The sequence below is a fragment of the Microcoleus sp. MOSTC5 genome (assembly GCF_036701825.1).
Taxonomy (GTDB): Bacteria; Cyanobacteriota; Cyanobacteriia; order Cyanobacteriales; family Microcoleaceae; genus Microcoleus; species Microcoleus asticus.
In genome coordinates, this window is sequence record NZ_JAUBRK010000005.1 from 68,270 (window position 1) to 90,312 (window position 22,043).

The 22,043-nt window shown below is 42.6% G+C and carries 5 protein-coding genes; all 5 read left to right on the plus strand.

Going from position 1 to position 22,043, the window contains the following annotated elements:
- Positions 1-390 precede the first annotated feature (390 nt).
- The 5 genes from QUA54_RS03665 (at position 391) to QUA54_RS03685 (ending at position 21,992) form a co-directional block, all read left to right on the plus strand.
- A complete protein-coding gene (locus QUA54_RS03665; protein WP_333413330.1) occupies positions 391-5,790 on the plus strand; it encodes an AAA family ATPase in 5,400 nt (1,799 codons plus the stop codon).
- 195 nt (positions 5,791-5,985) lie between these two features.
- Positions 5,986-11,376, plus strand: a complete 5,391-nt coding sequence (locus tag QUA54_RS03670; RefSeq protein WP_333413332.1) for an AAA family ATPase — start codon at positions 5,986-5,988, stop codon at positions 11,374-11,376.
- Between the two features lie 195 nt (positions 11,377-11,571).
- Positions 11,572-17,844, plus strand: coding sequence for an AAA family ATPase (locus QUA54_RS03675; RefSeq protein ID WP_333413333.1), 6,273 nt, complete (start codon positions 11,572-11,574; stop codon positions 17,842-17,844).
- Between the two features lie 133 nt (positions 17,845-17,977).
- Positions 17,978-20,686, plus strand: a complete 2,709-nt coding sequence (locus tag QUA54_RS03680) for an ATP-binding protein (protein ID WP_333413335.1) — start codon at positions 17,978-17,980, stop codon at positions 20,684-20,686.
- A gap of 16 nt (positions 20,687-20,702) precedes the next feature.
- Positions 20,703-21,992 carry a response regulator gene (locus QUA54_RS03685; protein ID WP_333413337.1) on the plus strand — a complete coding sequence of 430 codons (1,290 nt, stop codon included), beginning with the start codon at positions 20,703-20,705 and terminating at the stop codon, positions 21,990-21,992.
- Positions 21,993-22,043: the final 51 nt, after the last annotated feature.

A 22,043-nucleotide genomic window follows, 5' to 3' on the forward strand; every position in this document is an offset into this window, starting at 1 on the left:
ACAAATAATTGTTTTATAATACCATCAACACATTAGGCAACCATACTATACATAGCGCACATAGTGCGGAGTAGGGAAAGGAACTCGTTTAGGATTAGCGATCGCACGTCATGCGATTTGAAATTGGAAATTTGAGATTGGTCGCACGGATGAGTCCGGGAATTTTCATCACGATGGGGAGCTTTTTTCAAAGATACACGGATGAATCCGGGGGCGTCCTATCAAGTTGCTTTCTGTCAAATAATAGTTGAGAAACATGGGAAAAAATTACAGTTAATTCTGTCCCTAGCGAAGGTGCAGAGTTTGCGATCGCTATCTTTGTCAAATAATAAAATACAATGGAATAGAAGGTCTTAATTGAACTGTTTTATAATATAGAGTCAACAAGTTATGGATGCGATCGCAAATTTGTCAGGTTATGAGATTACAGAGCAACTTTATGCAGGTACACGTACCTTAGTCTATCGAGGCATCCGTAGCCGTGACCACTATCCAGTCGTCGTCAAACTGCTGCGAAACGAATACCCCACCTTCAACGAGCTCGTCCAGTTTCGCAACCAATATACCATTGCCAAAAATCTCGACTTCCCTCACATCGTCAAAGCCCTGACGCTGGAAGTATACCGCAATAGCTATGCCCTAGTAATGAAGGACTTTGGCGGAGTCTCCCTATCTACTTATCTCAAAACAGCAACAAATGAAACCCAACCATCTCAAGCTTTACCTTTAGCAGAATTTCTCCAACTCGCCATACAACTAACAGATATTATCCACTATCTATACCAAAAGCGAGTCATTCACAAAGATATTAAACCCGCTAATATTCTCATTAATCCAGACACCAAACAAATTCAACTAATTGACTTTAGTATTGCATCTCTCCTACCACGCGAAACCCAAGAAATACAGAATCCCAATATCTTAGAAGGAACATTATCCTATCTCTCTCCCGAACAAACAGGACGGATGAATCGAGGCATTGACTATCGCAGTGACTTTTATTCCCTGGGTGTCACCTTTTATGAATTGTTGACAGGAAAATTGCCATTTATCTCGGATGATCCGATGAAATTGGTACATTGTCATCTCGCCACAAAGTCGAAACCGATCCATCAAATAAATCCAGAAGTTCCCCTAATTTTATCGAAAATTGTCAGTAAGTTGATGGCAAAAAATGCCGAAAACCGCTATCAAAGTGCATTAGGACTAAAGCACGATTTAGAAAATTGTTTATTTCAGTTACAAAAAACAGCCAAAATAGAAGATTTTGAACTCGGAAAGCGAGATATTAGCGATCGCTTTACTATCCCCGAAAAGCTTTACGGTAGAGAAAAAGAAGTTGCTCAACTATTAGCTGCCTTTGAGCGAGTCAGCCTGGGAAAAACGGAAATGATGCTAGTAGCAGGTTTTTCGGGAATTGGGAAAACCGCCGTTGTCAATGAAGTTCATAAACCCATTATCCGTCAGCACGGTTATTTTATCAAAGGCAAATACGATCAATTTCAACGCAACATTCCCTTCAGTGCCTTTGTGCAAGCCTTCCGCGACTTAATGGGTCAATTGCTATCAGAATCGGATACCCAACTGCAAACATGGAAAACCCAGATTTTAGCAGCATTGGGAGACAACGGACAAGTCTTGATTGACGTGATTCCTGAGTTAGAAGGCATAATTGGCGCTCAACTTCCTGCAACTGAATTGTCAGGAAGCGCCGCCCAAAATCGCTTTAATCTGCTCGTGCAGAAATTTATGCAAGTTTTTACAAGCAAAGAACATCCTTTAGTGATGTTTTTGGATGACTTGCAATGGGCGGATTCAGCCTCCCTAAATTTGCTACAATTATTGATGAGGGATACAGGATATTTATTAGTATTGGGGGCCTATCGAGATAATGAAGTGTCGCCGGTGCATCCATTTATTTTAACAGTGGATGAGATAGTTAAAACTGGGGCAACAGTGAATACGATTATTTTGCAACCGTTAAGCGAACCAGATATGAATTTGTTGGTGGCGGATACGCTGAATTGCGAGTCATCCCTGGCCCAACCTTTGACAAAATTAGTGTATCAAAAAACTCAGGGCAATCCTTTCTTTGCCACTCAGTTTCTCAAGGCATTACATGACGATCGGCTAATTAGTTTTAATTGGAATATTCGGCATTGGCAGTGCGATATTGCCCAAGTAAAAACCTTAGCTATCACTGATGATGTCGTTGAATTCATGGCATTGCAATTGCAGAAGTTGCCCAGAGAAACTCAGGATTTTCTCACATTAGCTGCTTGTATAGGAGCGCAGTTTGATTTGAATACGTTAGTAATTGTCAGTGAGAAATCTGCTGGAATGACGGCTACGGCTTTATGGAAAGCATTGCAGGAAGGTTTGGTGATTCCTACGACAAAAATCTATAAGTTCTTTACGGAATCGGATAATGATGAAGTTTTCAAGGCTTCAGCTAACCCAACTTATCGATTTTTACACGATCGCGTCCAGCAAGCCGCATATTCGCTAATTCCCGATTCACAGAAAAAAGCAACGCATCTCAAAGTCGGACAATTACTTCAGCAAAATTGCTCAGAGATAGAGCAAGAGGAAAAACTGTTTGATATTGTTGGGCATTTGAATCGAGGAATTGAGTTAATTACTCAACCGCAAGAACGGGAAGCATTAGCTCAACTAAACTTAGCAGCCGGACGCAAGGCAAGAAGTTCTACCGCATACAGTGCGGCAAGAGTTTATCTGCAAACGGGGATGGGGCTACTACAGGTAAATTGTTGGCAAAGTCAGTATGAATTGACTCTGAACCTCTATGTTGCAGCCGCCGAAGCTGCCTATTTGAATGGTGACTTTGACGGAATGGAGGAGATTGCAGGACTGGTATTGCAAAAAGCTCAGTCGATTTTAGACAAAGTTAAAATTTACGAAATTCAGATTGCCGCACAGATAGCTCAGAGCAAGGCATTAGCAGCGATTGCAGTAGCCAGAGATGCACTCGGACAATTAGGGGTTGAACTGCCCACCGAAGCTGACGAAGCATTAATTGGCAAAGCGCTACAAATCCTGGCCACCCAACTTCAGGGCAAACGGATTGAAGAACTAGCCGAGTTGCCGGTGATGACCGATGCCAAGGCGACTGCTGCGATGCAACTGTTAGCAATATTATTTGCACCCATTATCCAGGGAAGACCAGGTTTACTGCCCCTACTGAGTTCCACGATGGTAAGTTTATCGCTCTCCTGTGGAAATACACCCGCATCAATTGTGGGATATGCGATTCACGGCATGGTGCTGTGTGCCTTTTTGGGAGAAGTTGAAACAGGCTACGCTTTGGGTAAATTGGCATTCTCATTGATTGAGCGCTTCAATGTGAGGGAATTCAAGTGCATAATTCTGGCTATGTTTGGGTTCTATATTCAGCATCACAAGGAAGCTCTCAGAGCAACGATACCGACGCTGAAAGATGGCTATCTAGCAGGCATGGAAACTGGTGATTTTGTCCACGCTGGCTACAGCATAATCAATCACTTTTACGCCAACTTTTTTAGTGGAGTAGAACTAGACACTTTAGAAACCGAAATAGCAGCTTATAGCGCAGTCATGGTGCAGGCAAAGCAAAATTCTGCCCGAGTTTATTTAGGGATGATGGGGCAGATAGTGCGGAACTTGAGGGAAACTGTAAGTCAACCGAATTGCTTAATCGGCGATACCTACGATGAAACCGTGATGCTTCCTAAGCATCATCAGGACAACGAACTTTCATTGAGCGCTTTTGCTTACATCTACAAACTGCTCCTTGCCTACTTGTTTGGCAATTATCCGGCGGCCCTAGACCACATTGCGCAAGCCGAACAGTATTTTATGGCAGTATCGGGAGTGATTGTTGTTCCCATTTTCCATTTCTATGTAGCTCTGACGCACCTGGCGCTCTTCCCCACCCAGTCAGAAATTGAACAAGCTGAAATTCTCGCCTCTGTAGAAACCCATCAAACCACTCTGCAACAGTGGGCGCAAAATGCTCCCATGAATCATTTGCATAAGTGGTATTTGGTTGAAGCAGAAAAGCATCGAGTTTTGGGTAATAAAGCTGAGGCGGTTGAACACTATGACCGGGCTATATCCCTCGCTAAAGAAAATCAATTTCTTAACGAAGAAGCATTAGCTAATGAACTGGCAGCAAAATTTTATCTAGAGTGGGGTCAAGAAAAATTTGCCAAAATTTATGCACTGGAGGCTTACTATGCCTACAGTCGTTGGGGAGCCAAAGCTAAAGCTATTGATTTAGAAGAACGTTATCCTCAATTCCTGCTTCCCATTCTTCAACAAGCTAGCTCCTATGCTTCCTTCAAGGAAACTATTACGCGGGGAACGATTACTTCTACTCACTCTTCTAGCAGCAACTCTGAATTTCTAGATTTGCCTACTCTGATCCAAGCCTCTCAAGCCATTTCTGGGGAGATTGAACTAGATAAACTCCTGACTACTCTCCTAAAAATAGTGATTACAAATGCTGGGGCAAGCCGGTGTGTGTTATTGCTTAAACAAGATATTGAGTTACAGGTAGTAGCCCTTGTCGTAGAGGGGCAGGAACCGCAACTATTACCGTCAATACCGCTAGAATCAAGTCAGGATGTAGCGATTAGTTTGGTCAATACTGTCAAGCGGAGTTTGAAACCGCTGGTATATGCCGATGCAAGAGTAAATCCTCAGTTTGCTGGAGATAGTTACATTGAACAGCACCAGCCTAAAAGCGTTCTGTGTAGTCCAATCCTTAATCAAGGCAAGTTGATTGGAATTTTATATCTGGAAAATAACCTGACAGTGGGGGCATTTACGAGCGATCGGGTTCAAGTGCTGAATCTTATTTGCTCTCAAGCCGCCATTTCCTTAGAAAATGCCCGTTTGTATCAAGAATCTCAACAAGCATTTACAGATCTCAAACAAGCTCAAATAAAAATAGTTCAAAGCGAAAAAATGTCGGCATTGGGGAATTTAATAGCTGGTGTCGCCCACGAAATTAATAACCCGGTTAGCTTCCTTGCTGGCAACATTAGCCCAGCCTTAGACTACATTAATGATTTGTTTGGATTGCTCGATTTGTATCAGCAAGAATATCCTAATTGCAGTGCGGCAATTAAAGACGAAATTGAAGCGATCGACCTCGATTATATCCGGGAAGACTTACCAAAGTTAGTGGGTTCCATGCACGAAGGCGTGAAGCGAATCAAAGGCATTAGCACCAGTCTTCGCATCTTTTCCCGTGCCGATAGCGATCGCCCCGTCCCCTCCAATATCCACGAGGGCCTCGAAAGCACCTTGATGATCCTCAAACATCGCCTCAAAGCTTCGGACACACGTCCAGAGATTCAAGTCATCAAGAAATACGGTGATTTGCCGAAAGTAGAGTGCTATGCAGGTCAGCTAAATCAAGTTTTTATGAATCTGTTGAGTAATGCGATCGATGCTCTGGATGAATCAAATACTGGACGGAGCTTTGCAGAGATTAAAGCGGCTCCTAATAAAATTATTATCGAAACCAAATTATCGGGCGAGCCGCAACAAGTTGTGATTCGGATCGAAGACAATGGGGTTGGGATTAATGAGGGGGTGCGAGACAAGATTTTTGATGATTTATTTACGACGAAGGAAGTCGGTAAAGGGACGGGGTTGGGGTTAGCGATCGCACGGCAGATTGTTGTTGAGAAACACTCTGGTATTTTAGAAGTAAATTCAGCCTTAGGTCAAGGTGCAGAGTTTTTGATTACAATTCCCGTCAAGACAATAGAATCAAGATAGTTGTGATGTAGCAATGAATGACATCCTCCTGTGGTTCGTCCGCAGATCTCGTGCTGAGAAAGGTTGATATTAGAACAATATAGACCATTAGCCAATAAAGTTAAAAACATTAGTATCAATTGGGGATGTTTCCCGCTCTGGTTGATAAACTATACCCTAGAGTTATAGTCGATCAATTTTTTTGAGGACTAAAAAATGGATGTCATCATTCCCCTAGCTGGGTATCGGCTCACAGAACAAATCTATGCAGGCTCTCGCACCCTCGTTTATCGGGGTGTTCGAGATAGTGATCGCACTCCTGTCGTCATCAAACTACTACGAAACGAATACCCCAATTTCAACGAACTTGTCGGGTTTCGCAATCAGTACACCATTGCTAAAAATCTTAATTTTCCTAGCATTATCCACCCCTTGACTCTCGAAGTATACCAAAATAGCTATGCCTTAGTCATGGAGGATTTTGGAGGAGTATCTCTCTCTACTTATCTCAGGGTTGCTAACGCTCAAAACCCTGCTCAATCTTTATCTTTAACAGAATTTCTCAATCTGGCTCTGCAACTCACAAACATTCTCCACTATCTCTACCAAAACCGAGTCATTCACAAAGATATTAAACCCGCCAATATTTTAATTAATCCCGAAACCAAACAAATTAAACTAATTGACTTTAGTATCGCATCCCTCCTACCGCGAGAAACCCAAGAAATAAAAAATCCCAATGTCTTAGAAGGAACATTAGCCTATCTTTCTCCCGAACAAACAGGACGGATGAATCGAGGCATTGACTATCGTAGTGACTTTTATTCCCTGGGTGTGACATTTTATGAATTGTTGACAGGATCGTTACCATTTGTCTCAGAAGATGCGATGGAATTAGTGCATTGTCATCTCGCTAAACAGGCGATACCCATCCATCAACTTCATCCAGAAATCCCCCTGGTTTTATCTGAAATTGTCAGCAAGTTGATGGCAAAAAATGCCGAAAACCGCTATCAAAGTGCATTAGGACTGAAATATGATTTAGAGAAATGTTTAACTCAAGTTCAAGAAACTGGTCAGATTGAATCTTTTGAACTGGGAGACGGAGATATCAGCGATCGCTTTACTATCCCCGAAAAACTCTACGGTAGAGAAAAAGAAGTTACTGAATTATTAGCTGCCTTTGAACGAGTCAGCGCAGGTAACACAGAAATGATGCTAGTGGCAGGTTTTTCGGGAATCGGTAAAACCGCCGTTGTCAATGAAGTTCATAAACCCATTGTCCGTCAGCGCGGTTATTTTATCAAAGGCAAATACGATCAATTTCAACGCAACATTCCCTTCAGTGCCTTTGTGCAAGCCTTCCGCGACTTAATGGGGCAATTGATCTCCGAATTGGATACCCAACTGCAAACATGGAAAACCCGGATTTTAGCAGCAGTGGGAGATAACGGACAAGTTTTGATTGAGGTAATTCCTGAATTGGAAAACATCATCGGTAAACAGCCGCCAGCAGCAGAACTATCAGGAAGTGCCGCCCAAAATCGCTTTAATATGCTGATGCAGAAATTTGTGCAAGTTTTTACAAGTAAAGAACATCCTTTAGTAATGTTTTTAGATGACTTGCAATGGGCTGACTCCGCATCTCTGAAGTTGCTACAATTCTTGATGGAAGATACGGGATATTTATTGGTATTAGGTGCTTATCGGGATAATGAAGTTTCCCTTGTGCATCCATTGATATTCACAGTGAATGAAATTGTCAAAACAGGGGCAAGGGTAAATACAATTACTTTGCCACAGTTAAGCGAACCAGAGCTGAATCGGTTGGTAGCAGATACACTGAATTGCGAGTTATCTATTGCGGAACCTTTAACAAAATTAGTGGCTCAAAAAACCAAAGGTAATCCTTTCTTTGCTACCCAGTGTCTCAAGGCATTGCATGACGATAAGCTGATTACTTTTGATTGGGATATCCGGCATTGGCAATGCGATATTGCTCAAGTTAGAGCTTTAGCTATCACCGATGATGTTGTCGAATTTATGGCAGTGCAATTGCAGAAGCTACCGACACAAACTCAGGAAGTTCTCAAGTTAGCTGCTTGTATTGGGGCACAGTTTGATCTGAATACGCTGGCGATTGTCGGTGAAAAGTCGTCGGAAGAAACAGCAGCATTTCTCTGGAGAGCTTTACAAGAAGGTTTCATTCTTCCCACAACCGAAATTTATAAATTCTTCATTCAAACAGATTCCCTAACTGCCACCCAGTCGGCTGCAAACCAAACTTATAAATTTCTACACGATCGCGTCCAACAAACCGCTTATTCCCTGATTCCCGACGAGCAAAAACAGATTGCTCACTTAAAAATAGGGCAACTGTTACTGACTCATACATCTGCTACTGAAAAAGAAGAAAAACTGTTTGAGATTGTTAACCAACTTAATATCGGCAAATCCCTGATCCTCTATCAATCTGGGCAAATAGAACTTGCCAAACTCAACCTGAGAGCAGGACAAAAAGCCAGAGCTGCAACTGCCTATACAGCCGCATTTGAGTATTGTACTACGGGCATCGCCTTGTTAGGTGAGGATCGGTGGCAACCGCAGTACGAGCTAACCTTGGCCCTATACGAAGCTGCCACTGAAACCGCTTATCTGAGCGGCAAATTCGATCAGATGAAACAATTGGCAGCAATCATTACAGAACACTCTAAAAACCTGTTGGATACGATTAAGGTCTATGAAGTTCAAATTCAAGCTGCCCAAGCTCAACATCAATTTCTAGAGGCAGTGCAGATTGCCTTAAAGAGTGTGGAGCGTCTAGGAACCAGTCTTCCAGAGCAACCGAGTCAATTAGATATTGCAAAGGCATTCGAGGCGACTAAATCTATCCTGGCTGGAAGACAACCCCTGGATTTAATAACTCTGCCTCAGATGACAGATCCTAACAAGTTAGCAGCTTTACGGATTCTTAAATCTGTCTCTTCTTCTGCTTTTGTTGCAACTCCAGCGCTCTTACCGTTTATTGTCCTAGAACAGGTAAATTTGTCTGTTCAATATGGCAATGCCTCATTCTCTGCAAATGGGTATGCTTACTATGGACTGATACTTTGTGGGATAGCGGGAGAAATTGAATTTGGCTATCAGTGTGCAAAACTAGCACTTTTATTGCTAGAACATTTTAATGCCAAAGAAATGAAAGCCAGAGTCTATGTCGGAATTTACTGTAGCGTGTGGCATTGGAAAGAACCGCTCAAGAACAGCTTACCTTTTCTCCGGGAAGGCTACCAAGTGGGACTGGAAACAGGAGATTTAGAAGCGGCTACCATTTGCGGATTTATTTACATCTCATACTGTTGGTTTATGGGCAGAGAACTAAGCGATCTCAGTCGAGAGAGTGCTGCCTTCCGAACTCAGATCGCCCACCTCAAGCAAGAAGGAGTGACTAGCCATCTAACTGTGTTTCAGCAAGCAATTTTAAATCTGATTGGCGATGCTGCTGAACCTTGGCAGCTTAGTGGAGATGCCTTCGATCGCGAGGAAATTGTGCCAGCCCTCGAGCGATCAGGCGATCGGACTGTGCTTTACTATTTCTATACCAGCGAACTGAGTCTGTGTTATCTGTTTGGCAAGTTTGAGTTGGCGGTGGAAGCGGCGATCGCAGCCGAAAAATATATAGGTGGCGCTACAGGTTTATTCATAGTTCCAATCTGCTACACCTATGATTCTTTAGCGCATCTGGCAATCTATTCTCAGGTTTCCGAGGCACAACAGCAACACATTCTTGAACGGGTAGCTAAAAACCAGGAAAAGATGAAAAAGTGGGCCGATCATGCTCCCGAAAATTACCTGCACAAATTTTATTTAGTTGAAGCCGAGCGCTACCGAGTTTTAGGGCACAAATCAGAGGCATTAGAATTCTACGATCGCGCCATCTCCCTTGCTAAAGAGCATCAATTCCTCAACGAAGAAGCACTAGCTAATGAACTGGCGGCGAAATTTTACCTAGAATGGGGTAAAGAAAAAATTGCCCAACTTTATGCGATCGAGGCTTACTATGCCTACAGTCGTTGGGGAGCTAAGGCTAAAGTAGAAGATATGGAAAAATGTTATAGCCAACTCATCGCTCCTATCCTTGAGCAATCTCATCCCTCCACCTCCTTCCAGGGAACTATCAGCCACCAGGAAACTATTGCTTCTACGCGCTCTTCTAGTAGCGTTTCTGAAGTTCTAGATTTGGCTAGTCTACTCAAAGCTTCTCAAACCCTTTCTGGGGAGATTGAACTTGATAAACTCTTAGCTACTCTCCTAAAAATAGCGATCGCCAATGCTGGAGCAAGTAAGTGTGTCTTGCTACTCAAACAAGATAGTAATTTACAGGTAACAGCCCTTGTAGAAGAGGAACAGGAAGCGCAGCTATTACCGTCCATACCTCTAGAATTAAGTTTGGATGTAGCAATTAGTTTGGTGAATACTGTCAAGCGGAGTTTGGCACCTCTGGTACTGGCTGATGCTAGGGTAAATCCTCAGTTTGCAGGCGATCCCTATATTGAGCAGCACCAGCCTAAAAGTATTCTTTGTAGTCCAATTCTTAGCCAAGGTAAGTTAATTGGAATTTTATATCTGGAAAATAACGTGACGGTTGGAGCATTCACGAGCGATCGGGTTGAGGTTCTGAATTTGCTCTGCTCTCAAGCCGCCATTTCCTTAGAAAATGCCCGTTTGTATCAAGAATCTCAACAAGCATTTACAGATCTCAAACAAGCTCAAATAAAAATAGTTCAAAGCGAAAAAATGTCGGCATTGGGGAATTTAATAGCTGGTGTCGCCCACGAAATTAATAATCCAGTTGGTTTTCTGGTTGGTAATATTCAACCAGCCTTAGAGCATATCAAAGATTTGTTTGGATTGCTCGATTTGTATCAACAAAAATATCCCCAACTCGATCCAGAGATTCAAGAGGAAATCGAGGACATCGATCTGGACTACATCCGGGAAGATTTACCGAAATTAGTAGGTTCGATGCGGGAAGGCGTGAAGCGGATTCGGAATATTAGTACGAGTCTACGGACATTCTCCCGTGCCGATACTAACTATCCCATAGCTTGCAATATCCACGATGGCATCGATAGCACCATTATGATCCTGAAACATCGCCTCAAGGCTAACGAAACTCGTCCAGAAATCAAAGTGATTAGGGAATACGGTAACTTACCACAAGTGGAGTGTTATGCCGGACAGTTGAATCAAGTATTTATGAATTTGTTAGCTAATGCGATCGATGCCCTGGATGAATCAAATCAAGGACGACCTTATGCAGGAATCGCCAATCAAATTACTATTAAAACCGAAAGTGATGGAAACAAAAATCAAGCGATTATTCGCATTAAAGATAACGGTGTGGGTATGAGTGAGGCAGTGCGAGACAAGATTTTTGAGGAGTTATTTACAACAAAAGCGGTTGGGAAAGGAACGGGATTGGGATTGGCGATCGCACGGCAGATTGTTGTTGAGAAACACTCTGGTATTTTAGAAGTAAATTCAGCGTTAGGTCAAGGTGCAGAGTTTTTGATTACAATTCCCGTCAAGACAATAGAATCAAGATAGTTGTGATGCAGCAATGAATGACATCCTCCTGTGGTTCGTCCGCAGATCTCGTGCTGGGAAAGGTTGATATTAGAACAATATAGACCATTAACCAATAAAGTTAAAAACATTAGTATCAATTGAAGACATTTCCCGATCGGGTTGATAAACTATACCCTAGAGTTATAGTTTATCAATTTTTTTGAGGACTAAAAAATGGATGTGATCATTCCCCTAGCTGGGTATCGGCTCGCAGAACAAATCTATGCAGGCTCTCGCACCCTCGTTTATCGGGGTGTTCGAGATAGCGATCGCACTCCTGTCATCATCAAACTACTACGAAACGAATACCCGAATTTCAACGAACTCGTCGGGTTTCGCAATCAGTACACCATTGCCAAAAATCTTAACTTCCCCAGTATTGTTAAACCTCTGACTCTAGAAGTATACGAAAATAGCTATGCCTTAGTGATGGAGGACTTTGGAGGGATTTCCCTATCTAATTATCTCCATATCGCAACTGATAAAAACCAACCTGCTAAATCTTTATCTTTAACAGAATTTTTCAATCTGGCACTGCAACTAACAGACATTCTCCACTATCTCTACCAAAACCGAGTCATTCACAAAGATATTAAACCCGCTAATATTCTGATTAATCCCGACACTAAACAAATAAAACTAATTGATTTCAGTATTGCATCTCTGCTACCACGAGAAACTCAAGAAATTCAGAATCCCCACATCCTTGAAGGGACATTAGCCTATCTCTCTCCGGAACAAACCGGACGAATGAATCGCGGTATTGACTATCGTAGCGACTTTTATGCCCTCGGTGTCACTTTTTATGAATTATTGACAGGACATTTACCATTTATCTCTGCTGACCCGATGGAACTGGTGCATTGTCATCTCGCCAAACAGTCAATACCTATACATCACATCCATCCAAAAATCCCCATAGTTTTATCGCATATTGTCAGTAAATTGATGGCAAAAAATGCTGAAAACCGCTATCAAAGTGCATTAGGATTAAAACATGATTTAGAAATTTGTTTAGATCAATTAGAAAAAACTGGTAAAATTGAAACCTTTGATTTAGGACAGGAAGATATTACAGACCGATTCCTGATACCAGAAAAACTGTATGGTAGAGAAAAAGAAGTCGATCGTCTATTAGCTGCCTTTGAACGAGTCTGCACAGGCAGTACAGAAATGATGCTAGTAGCAGGTTTTTCTGGAATTGGCAAAACCGCAGTCGTGAATGAAGTTCACAAGCCAATTGTCAGACAACGGGGCTATTTCATCAAAGGCAAATATGACCAGTTCCAGCGCAATATTCCATTCAGCGCATTTGTGCTAGCCTTCAGGGATTTAATGGGGCAATTAATATCAGAATCAGATGCTCAGTTACAAATATGGAAAAGCAAAGTTTTGACAGCAGTTGGCGACAACGGACAAGTCTTGATTGATGTAATTCCTGAGCTAGAACGCATCATTGGTAAACAGCAAATAGCACCAGAACTATCGGGAAGTGCCGCCCAAAATCGCTTTAATCTGCTGATGCAGAAATTTGTGCAAGTATTTACGCAAGCCGAACATCCTTTAGTAATGTTTTTAGATGATTTACAGTGGGCAGATTCGGCATCCTTGAAATTGTTGCAACTGTTGATGGAAGATACGGGACATTTATTGGTGTTAGGTGCTTATCGAGATAATGAAGTGTCTCTTACTCATCCATTTATTTTGACGGTGGATGAGATTATTAAATCCGGGGCAACGGTGAATACAATTACTTTGGCTCCTTTGCAAAAAGATGACATTAATCAATTGATTTCAGATACTCTTAGTTGCGGATCAGAGGTTGCCAAACCTCTGAAAAAACTGGTGTATCAAAAAACTCAAGGTAATCCCTTTTTTGCTACGCAATTCCTGAAGGCTTTACATGACGATGGGCTGATTACTTTTAACCCCCCTGTGGCCCCCACCCCCCTTTCATCCCCCCTTACCAAGGCGGGACAGAGGGGGGTACAAGGGGGGTGGCAGTGCGATATTGCTCAAGTGAAAGCCTTGGCAATTACTGATGATGTGGTAGAGTTTATGGCACTGCAATTGCAGAAAATGCCGTTTCCTACTCAGGAAATGCTTAAATTAGCCGCTTGTATTGGGTCGCAGTTTGATTTAGCTACTTTGGCAATAGTCAGTGAAACGTCGGCGGAAGTTGCTGCTACTGCTTTATGGAAATCTTTGCAAGAAGGTTTGATTATTCCGACTACGGAAGCTTATAAGTTCTTTACTCAATCTGATAATGAGTCGGTTTGTAGTGCAGCGGCTAATCCGACTTATCGGTTTTTGCACGATCGCGTCCAACAAGCTGCTTATTCCCTGATTCCTGACGATCTAAAACAAGCAACTCATCTCAAAATAGGACAATTACTCCTACACAATTCCTCAGAGATAGATCCCGAGGAAAAACTGTTTGATATTGTCGGGCATTTGAATTTAGGAATTGAGTTAATCAGCAAACCGAGTGAACGAGAAGCATTAGCTCAACTGAATTTGAAAGCTGGAGTTAAGGCGAGAAAGTCTACAGCTTACCCTGCAGCAAGGGTTTATTTACAAATAGGGATTGATTTACTCACAAGCAACTGCTGGGTTCATCAGTATGAATTGACTCTCAATCTCTATGTTGCTGCTGCCGAAGTTGTCTATTTGAATCATGACTTTGATGGAATGGAACAGATGGCCACACTGGTGTTGCAATCAGCTCAGACAATTTTAGACAAAGTTAAAATTTACGAAATTTTAATTGTCGCCCAGACAGCCCAAGGCAAGATGTTAGAAGCGATCGCGGTAGGGAGAGATGCACTCTTACAATTGGGTATTAAACTCCCCACCGAAACTGATGAAACCAAAATTGGCAAAGCACTACAAACTCTTGGCAGCCAACAAGGTGGCAAACTGATAGAAGAACTGGTTGACCTACCAGTGATGAGTGATGCCACAACTCAGGCAGCAATACAACTATTGGGAGCTTTATTTCCGCCCGTTTTTCTGGGAATGCCGGGATTGCTACCCATTCTTAGTTCCATGATGGTGAGTTTATCGATCGACTTTGGGAATGCACCCGCATCAACAGTGGGGTATGCAATTCACGGAATGGTATTGTGTGCCTTTTTGGAAGAGGTGGAAACAGGCTATAGCTTTGGTAAATTGGCGATGAATTTGCTCGATCGGTTCAATATCCGCGAACTCAAAGCCACAATTCCAGCTTTTTTTGGGAGCTTTATTCAGCATCGCCAAGAAGCTATAAGGGCAACGATACCGACGCTGAAAGGTAGCTATACGGCTGCTATGGAAACAGGAAATTTTTTACAATCTGGCTATAGCATACTCATATACCTCGAATCCAACTTTTTTAGTGGGGTGGAACTTGACACTTGGGAGACCGAAATAGCAAGTTATAGTGCTGCGATGGCACAGGCAAAACAATATTCGGCTCAGGCTTATTTTGATATTATTCAGCAGACTGTGAATAACTTGAGGAAAGTCTGTATTCCGTCTGATTGCTTAATCGGCTCTGCCTACGATGAAACGGTGATGCTTCCTCAGCATCATCAGAATAATGAACTTACGGCGATCGCCAAGGTCTATGTTTACAAACTTTTACTTGCCTACTGTTATGGAAACAATACGTCTGCCCTAGACTACATTGCCCAAGCGAAGCCGTATTTGATGGCAATATCGGGATTGATTCATGTTCCGATTTTTCATTTCTATGCAGCCTTGACGTACCTGGCAATCTTCCCCACCAAGCCAGAGCAGGAGCAATCCGAAATACTCGCCCTAGTGGAAACTCATCAAACTATTCTGCAACAGCGGGCGCAAAATGCTCCCATGAATTATAAGCATAAATGGTATTTAGTTGAAGCAGAAAAACATCGGATTTTGGGTAGTAAAGCAGATGCAATAGACTTCTACGATCGCGCTATTTCCCTCGCCAAAGAACATCAATTTCTCAACGAAGAAGCACTAGCGAATGAACTTGCAGCCAAATTCTATCTCAATTGGGGTAAAGAAAAAGTCGCTCAAGCCTACATGATTGAGGCTTATTACTGTTATGCCCGATGGGGAGCCCAAGCCAAAGTTACTGATTTAGAACAACGTTATCCTCAACTTCTCGATCCTGTCCTTCAGCCACCCCGATTGTCTACCTCTTTTAAGGAAACTCTTACCCTTGAAACGATGTCTTATAACCGCTCTTCTAGCACAGCCTCGGAAGTTCTAGATTTGGCAACTCTGCTCAAGGCATCTCAAGCGATTTCAGGGGAAATTGAACTCGATCAACTCTTGACTACTTTGTTACAAATAGTGATGACAAATGCTGGGGCAAGTAAGTGTGCCTTACTCCTAAAAAAAGATATTGAGTTACAGGTAGCAGCCTTTGTGGAAGAGGGACAAGAACCGCAGCTATTACCACCCATGCCGCTAGAATCAAGTCAAAATGTGGCGATCGCTTTGGTGAATACTGTTAAGCGGAGTTTGAGACCTCTGGTACTGGTTGATGCTAGGTTATATACTGAGTTTTCGGGAGATAGTTACATTGAAAAACACCAGCCTAAAAGTGTGCTTTGTAGTCCAATGCTCAATCAAGGTAAGTTGATTGGGATTTTATATTTAGAAAATAATCTGACAATTGGAGCATTTACAAGCGATCGCGTCGAACTGCTCAATCTGCTCTGCTCCCAAGCAGCAATTTCCCTCGAAAATGCCCGCCTCTATCAACAGTCACAACAAGCTTTGACAGAACTCCGTGCCAGCGAAGCCCGCTTCCATAAGATGGCTGACAATATTCCAGGGATGGTCTTTCAATTCCAGTTGGCTGCTGATGGTGCTAAGTCAATGCCCTACGCAAGTTCTGGTTGCATCGATCTGTATGAAGCTGAGCCAGAAATGGTTATGGCAGGAATCATTAATGTCTTCGATGCAGTTTATGCCGGCGATCTTGCTGATGTTGAACAAGCAATTACCAAATCTGCTCAAACCCTGACCCCATTTAATCATGAATGGCGCAGTGTCACCTCGTCCGGCACGATAAAATGGGTGCAAGCAATATCTCAACCAGAACGACGAGGCGATGGCTCAACTGTATGGGATGGTGTTGTCTTTGATGTGAGCGATCGTAAACGCAGCGAAGCGGAATATAAAGCTGCGGAAACAGCCCTGCAAATTTCCGAACAGAACCTCCGCACTATCTTCAACAGCGTCAGTAGTGCCATCATAATTCACGATCTGCATGGCAAGGTGCTCGATGTTAATAACCGACTGCTAGAAATGTTTGGTGTGGAGCGAGAGCAAGCGCTGCAATGCTCGATATTGGATGACTATTCTACACCGGATAATCCGTTCCATCTGGTAGAAGACTGGTGGAGAAGGGTATTAGCTGGGGAAACGATTCAATTTGAGTGGAATGTCATAAAAATTGATTCTAATACAGTCTTTGAGGTCGATGTCACCCTCAACCGCATCATCCTCGATGGCAAAGCAGTGATTCTTGGTAATGTGCTGGATATTAGCGATCGCAAACGCGCCGAAGCTGAACGTCAACAAAAGTCAGAAGCTCTAGAAAAGACTTTACGAGAACTCCAACAAGCTCAAATTCAACTTATCCAAGGTGAAAAAATGTCAGCTTTGGGTAATTTAGTAGCTGGTGTCGCTCACGAAATCAACAACCCTGTCGGCTTCCTGACTGGGAATATTACCCCTGCCTTAGATTACATTAACGATTTGTTTGGATTGATCGATCTAGTGCAACAAAAATATCCCCAACTAGAGCCAGAGATTGAAGAAGAAATCGAAACCATTGAGCTTGACTACATCCGGGAAGACTTACCCAAGTTAATTGAATCGATGCAAGAAGGCGTGAAGCGAATTCAAGACATTAGTATTAGTCTGCGGACATTCTCGCGTGCGGATAGCGATCGCCCCGTGGCCTGTAATATTCACGAGGGCATTGATAGTACAATTATGATCCTTAAACATCGTCTGAAAGCCAACGACACTCGCCCAGAAATCCAAGTCATTAAGGACTATGGCAATATCCCAAAAATCGAATGCTATGCCGGACAATTAAATCAGGTATTTATGAATATTTTGGGGAATGCAATCGATGCTTTGAGTGAATTAAATATTGGACGGAGTTATGCCGAGATTAAAGCCAATCCCAATCAAATTATCGTCACTACAGAATTATCTGGCGATAGAAAACAGGTAGTAATTCGGATTAAAGACAATGGTATTGGCATGAGTGAAGCGGTGCGGGAGAAAGTTTTTGATAACTTATTTACTACTAAGAGTGTAGGGAAAGGAACAGGATTGGGATTGGCGATCGCGCGTCAAATTGTAGTAGAAAAACATCACGGACAAATTAAAGTTGATTCTGTCCCTAGCGAGGGAACTGTGTTTTCGATCGCTATCCCTGTCATCTAAGGAAATAGAATTGAATTGAATATTATATAAACACATTTGAAACACTACCAAATTAACGAGCATTATTGCAAAACATCAGGCTTGCTCACCTTATTTCGGTAAATCTCCAAGTGAACCATTATCTAGGTCTAACATGAATCCACATAAAACCATACCTTTAAGACTTGTGCTAGTAGTTCCGTTTGTATTGCAAGTCTTTGCCGCCGTCGGACTGATTGGCTATCTGTCCCTGCGAAATGGACAGATAGCCGTCAATGATGTTTCCAGTCAGTTGCGTGAAGAGATGAGCAATCGCATTAACCTCCAAGTTCTCAACTACTTAGAAAAACCTTATGTTGCTGGACAAACTATCATCGCGGCTGCTCAAGAGGAGCAGATTGATTTAACCGATGTCACCAAACTGGAACGGACTTTTTGGCAGTTAGTCAGCAAAAATACGGTCGAAGTCATGCAAGTTAGTCTGGCTGACGGTACGAGTATACAAGTAGAGGATAGACAAAATAAAGGCATTATGGCTTTGGTTGGGAACAAAGCGGATCTACCTCAGCGCAAAATCTACCAACTTGATGAAAAAGGTGAACGGGCTCTGCTGATAGAAACTCAAGCAAATTTTGACCCCCGCTCTCGCCCCTGGTATAAAAATGCCCAGGAAGCTGGAAGACCAATCTGGACAAATCCTTATTTGGGCATCGCTGTAAAAGTCGCTTCAATTGCTTTAACCCAACCCATCTATGACAAAAATGGCGTGTTCTTAGGCGTTCAAAATAGCATCCTTCGGATTGAGAAAATTCATCATTTCCTCAGCACGCTAAAAGTAGGTCAGACCGGACAAACCTTTATCATCGATCGATCGGGCAACCTGATTGCCAGTTCCAAGATTGAAAGCCCTTACATTATTGATGCTAAAAAAAATACGTTGGAACAAATTCCCGCTATCAAGTCGGAAAGTCCGGTAATTAGTGCCACAGCCAAAGCAATCCTCGATCGCTTTGGTAATTTCAATGATATTGAGCAGAGTCAGCAACTTGAGTTTATGCTGGCGGAGCAGCGGCAATTGGTGCAAGTTTCCACTATTCGAGATGAACGAGGCATTGATTGGCTCAGTGTAATTGTAGTACCAGAATCAGATTTCATGGCACAAATTGATGCCAACACCCGCACTACTATCCTGCTTTGTTTGGGGGCATTAGTTGTGGCAACTATCTTGGGTATATTTACTTCGCGCTGGATTGCTCGACCGATTCTAAAATTACAGCAAGCAAGTGAAGCGATCGCCTCTGGTACTCTAGATCAAACTGTGGAAGTCAAAGGTATCAGTGAATTGGAAGCACTAGCTAGCTCCTTTAACCAAATGGCTGGACAGCTACGCACCTCCTTTACCGAACTCGAAGTCCGTGTCGAAGAACGCACCGCCGAACTGAGTATTGCCAAAGATCAAGCTGATAGTGCTAACCAGGCAAAAAGTAATTTTCTGGCAAACATGAGCCATGAACTCCGTACCCCCCTAAATGGAATTATTGGCTATGCCCAAATTTTGAATCGCTCTAAAGTTTTGCCAGATAAAGAACGCCACGGAGTGCAAATTATGTATCAGTGCGGCTCCCATCTCCTAACCTTGATCAACGATATATTAGATATCTCCAAAATCGAAGCCCGGAAACTTGACCTTGCCCCCATTGCTATACATTTGCCCTCCTTCCTGCAAGGAGTAGTTGAAATTTGTCGAGTCCGCTCCGATCAGAAAAATCTCGACTTTATTTATCAATCCGACTCAGACCTGCCAGAAGGAATAGAAGCCGATGAGAAACGCCTCCGTCAAGTCCTGATTAACCTGTTGGGCAATGCCATTAAGTTCACCGATCGAGGCAGTGTTACTCTCAAGGTAGAGGTGCTAGAGGTAAGTACCCAAATTCTCCGCCTGAAATTTCAAATCAAAGATACAGGAGTGGGGATTGCAGAGGGGCAATTAAGCCGACTCTTCCGGGAATTTGAGCAAGTAGGAGATCGGAAACGGCAATTAGAAGGCACTGGCTTAGGTTTAGCTATCAGCCAAAAAATCGTGCAATTAATGGGTGGCGAAATTCAGGTGGACAGCCAGCTTGGAGTCGGCAGTAACTTCTTCTTTGAGGTGGCAATGCCGATCGCCAAAAATTGGGCAAAACAAAATTCTGTTAGTAAAGGACGGACTATTATTGGCCATGAAGGCGCGCCGAAACATATTTTGGTTGTGGACGATCGCTGGGAGAATCGATCGGTATTAATCAATCTATTAGAACCTCTAGGATTCAGCTTTACTGAAGCACAAAATGGTCAAGAAGGCTTAGAAAAAGCTCTAGAAAAACTGCCAGATTTAGTTATAACTGACTTAGCGATGCCAGTAATGGAGGGCTTTGAAATGCTCAAAAAGTTACGAAATTCGGAGGATCTCAAGCATTTACGGGTGATAGTATCTTCGGCATCGGTGGCAGAAATAGACCAGCAGAAAAGCTTAGATATGGGTGGAGATGACTTTCTGGCCAAACCCGTTGATGCAGAGGAGTTGTTGATTTTGCTTGCCAAACATTTACAACTCATCTGGAAATATGATGTAACTGAGTTAACAACAAGCAATAATGAAGTATCCACCAAAGAACTAATTCCCCCATCGGCGGCGGACTTGCAAATTTTACTAGAACTGGCACAGGATGGCTTGCTCAGAGAACTGGCAGAAACCGCCGCTCAAATTGGGCAAAAGGATGAGCGCTATCAGCCCTTTATTCAGCAAGTAATACAATTAGCTAAGCAATTCCAAACTGAGAAGATCGAGGAATTAATTCAACAACATCTCACTAATAATAGTTAAAATTTGGATGGCAACTATGACGACAGGTTTAACTGGCTTAATTTTAATTGTTGATGATACTCCCACCAATTTGGATGTCATCTCGGAAGCGTTGAGTAATGCGGGGTATAAGGTGGCGATCGCTACCAGTGGCGAACGCGCCCTCCAACAAGTTGAGCGGCGACCTCCCGATCTGATTTTACTGGATGTGATGATGCCGGGAATTGATGGATTTGAAACCTGCCAACGCCTTAAAGCTAATGCCAAAACTTGTGATATTCCGATTATCTTTATGACCGCTCTGGTTGATGTAGACAACAAAGTTAAAGGGCTTAAACTTGGTGCAGTAGACTACGTTACCAAACCCTTTCAAGAACAAGAAGTGTTAGCGCGGGTGAAAACTCATTTACAGTTGCGTCTCTTGACTCAAACTTTAGAACAGCAAGTGGCGCAAAAAACTGCTGAATTACAAGCAGCTCAGCTCCAAATCATTCAACGCGAAAAATTGTCAGCTCTGGGCAATTTGGTGGCTGGTGTTGCCCACGAAATTAATAACCCAGTTGGCTTTATTTCTGGCAATATTCAGCCCGCTTTAGACTACATCAAAGATTTGTTTGGATTGCTGGATTTAGTTCAGCAAGAATCTGCTAATTTCAGTGCGGCAATTCAAGAGGAAATTGAAGCGATTGACCTCGACTACATCCGTGAAGACTTACCTAAGTTAGTTGGCTCGATGCAAGAAGGAGTAAACCGGATTAAAGACATTAGCATCAGCTTGCGGACATTTTCTCGTGCTGATACCGATCGCCCCGTGGCCTGTAATATTCACGAGGGCATTGATAGTACAATTATGATCCTCAAGCATCGCCTCAAAGCCAATGACTCCCGCCCAGAAATTCAAGTTATTAATGAATGTGGTGATTTACCAAAAATCGAATGCTATGCCGGACAATTAAATCAGGTATTTATGAATATCTTGGGGAATGCGATCGATGCTGTGAATGAATTAAATATTGGACGTAGTTATGCCGAGATTAAAGCCAATCCCAATCAAATTATCGTCAAAACAGAATTATCTGGCGATAGAGAACAGGTAGTAATTCGGATTAAAGACAATGGTATTGGCATGAGTGAAGCGGTGCGGGAGAAAGTTTTTGATAATTTATTTACGACTAAGAGTGTGGGTCAAGGAACGGGTTTGGGATTAGCGATCGCGCGTCAAATTGTGGAAGAAACTCACGGTGGAAAATTGAACTGTACTTCTATACTGGGTAAAGGAACAGAGTTTATCATTACCTTACCAACTAAAGCCGAACACAAAAGTTAATTTCCCCTGGCATTTCAATTCACTTACTTAATCAATTACTAACTCATAAAA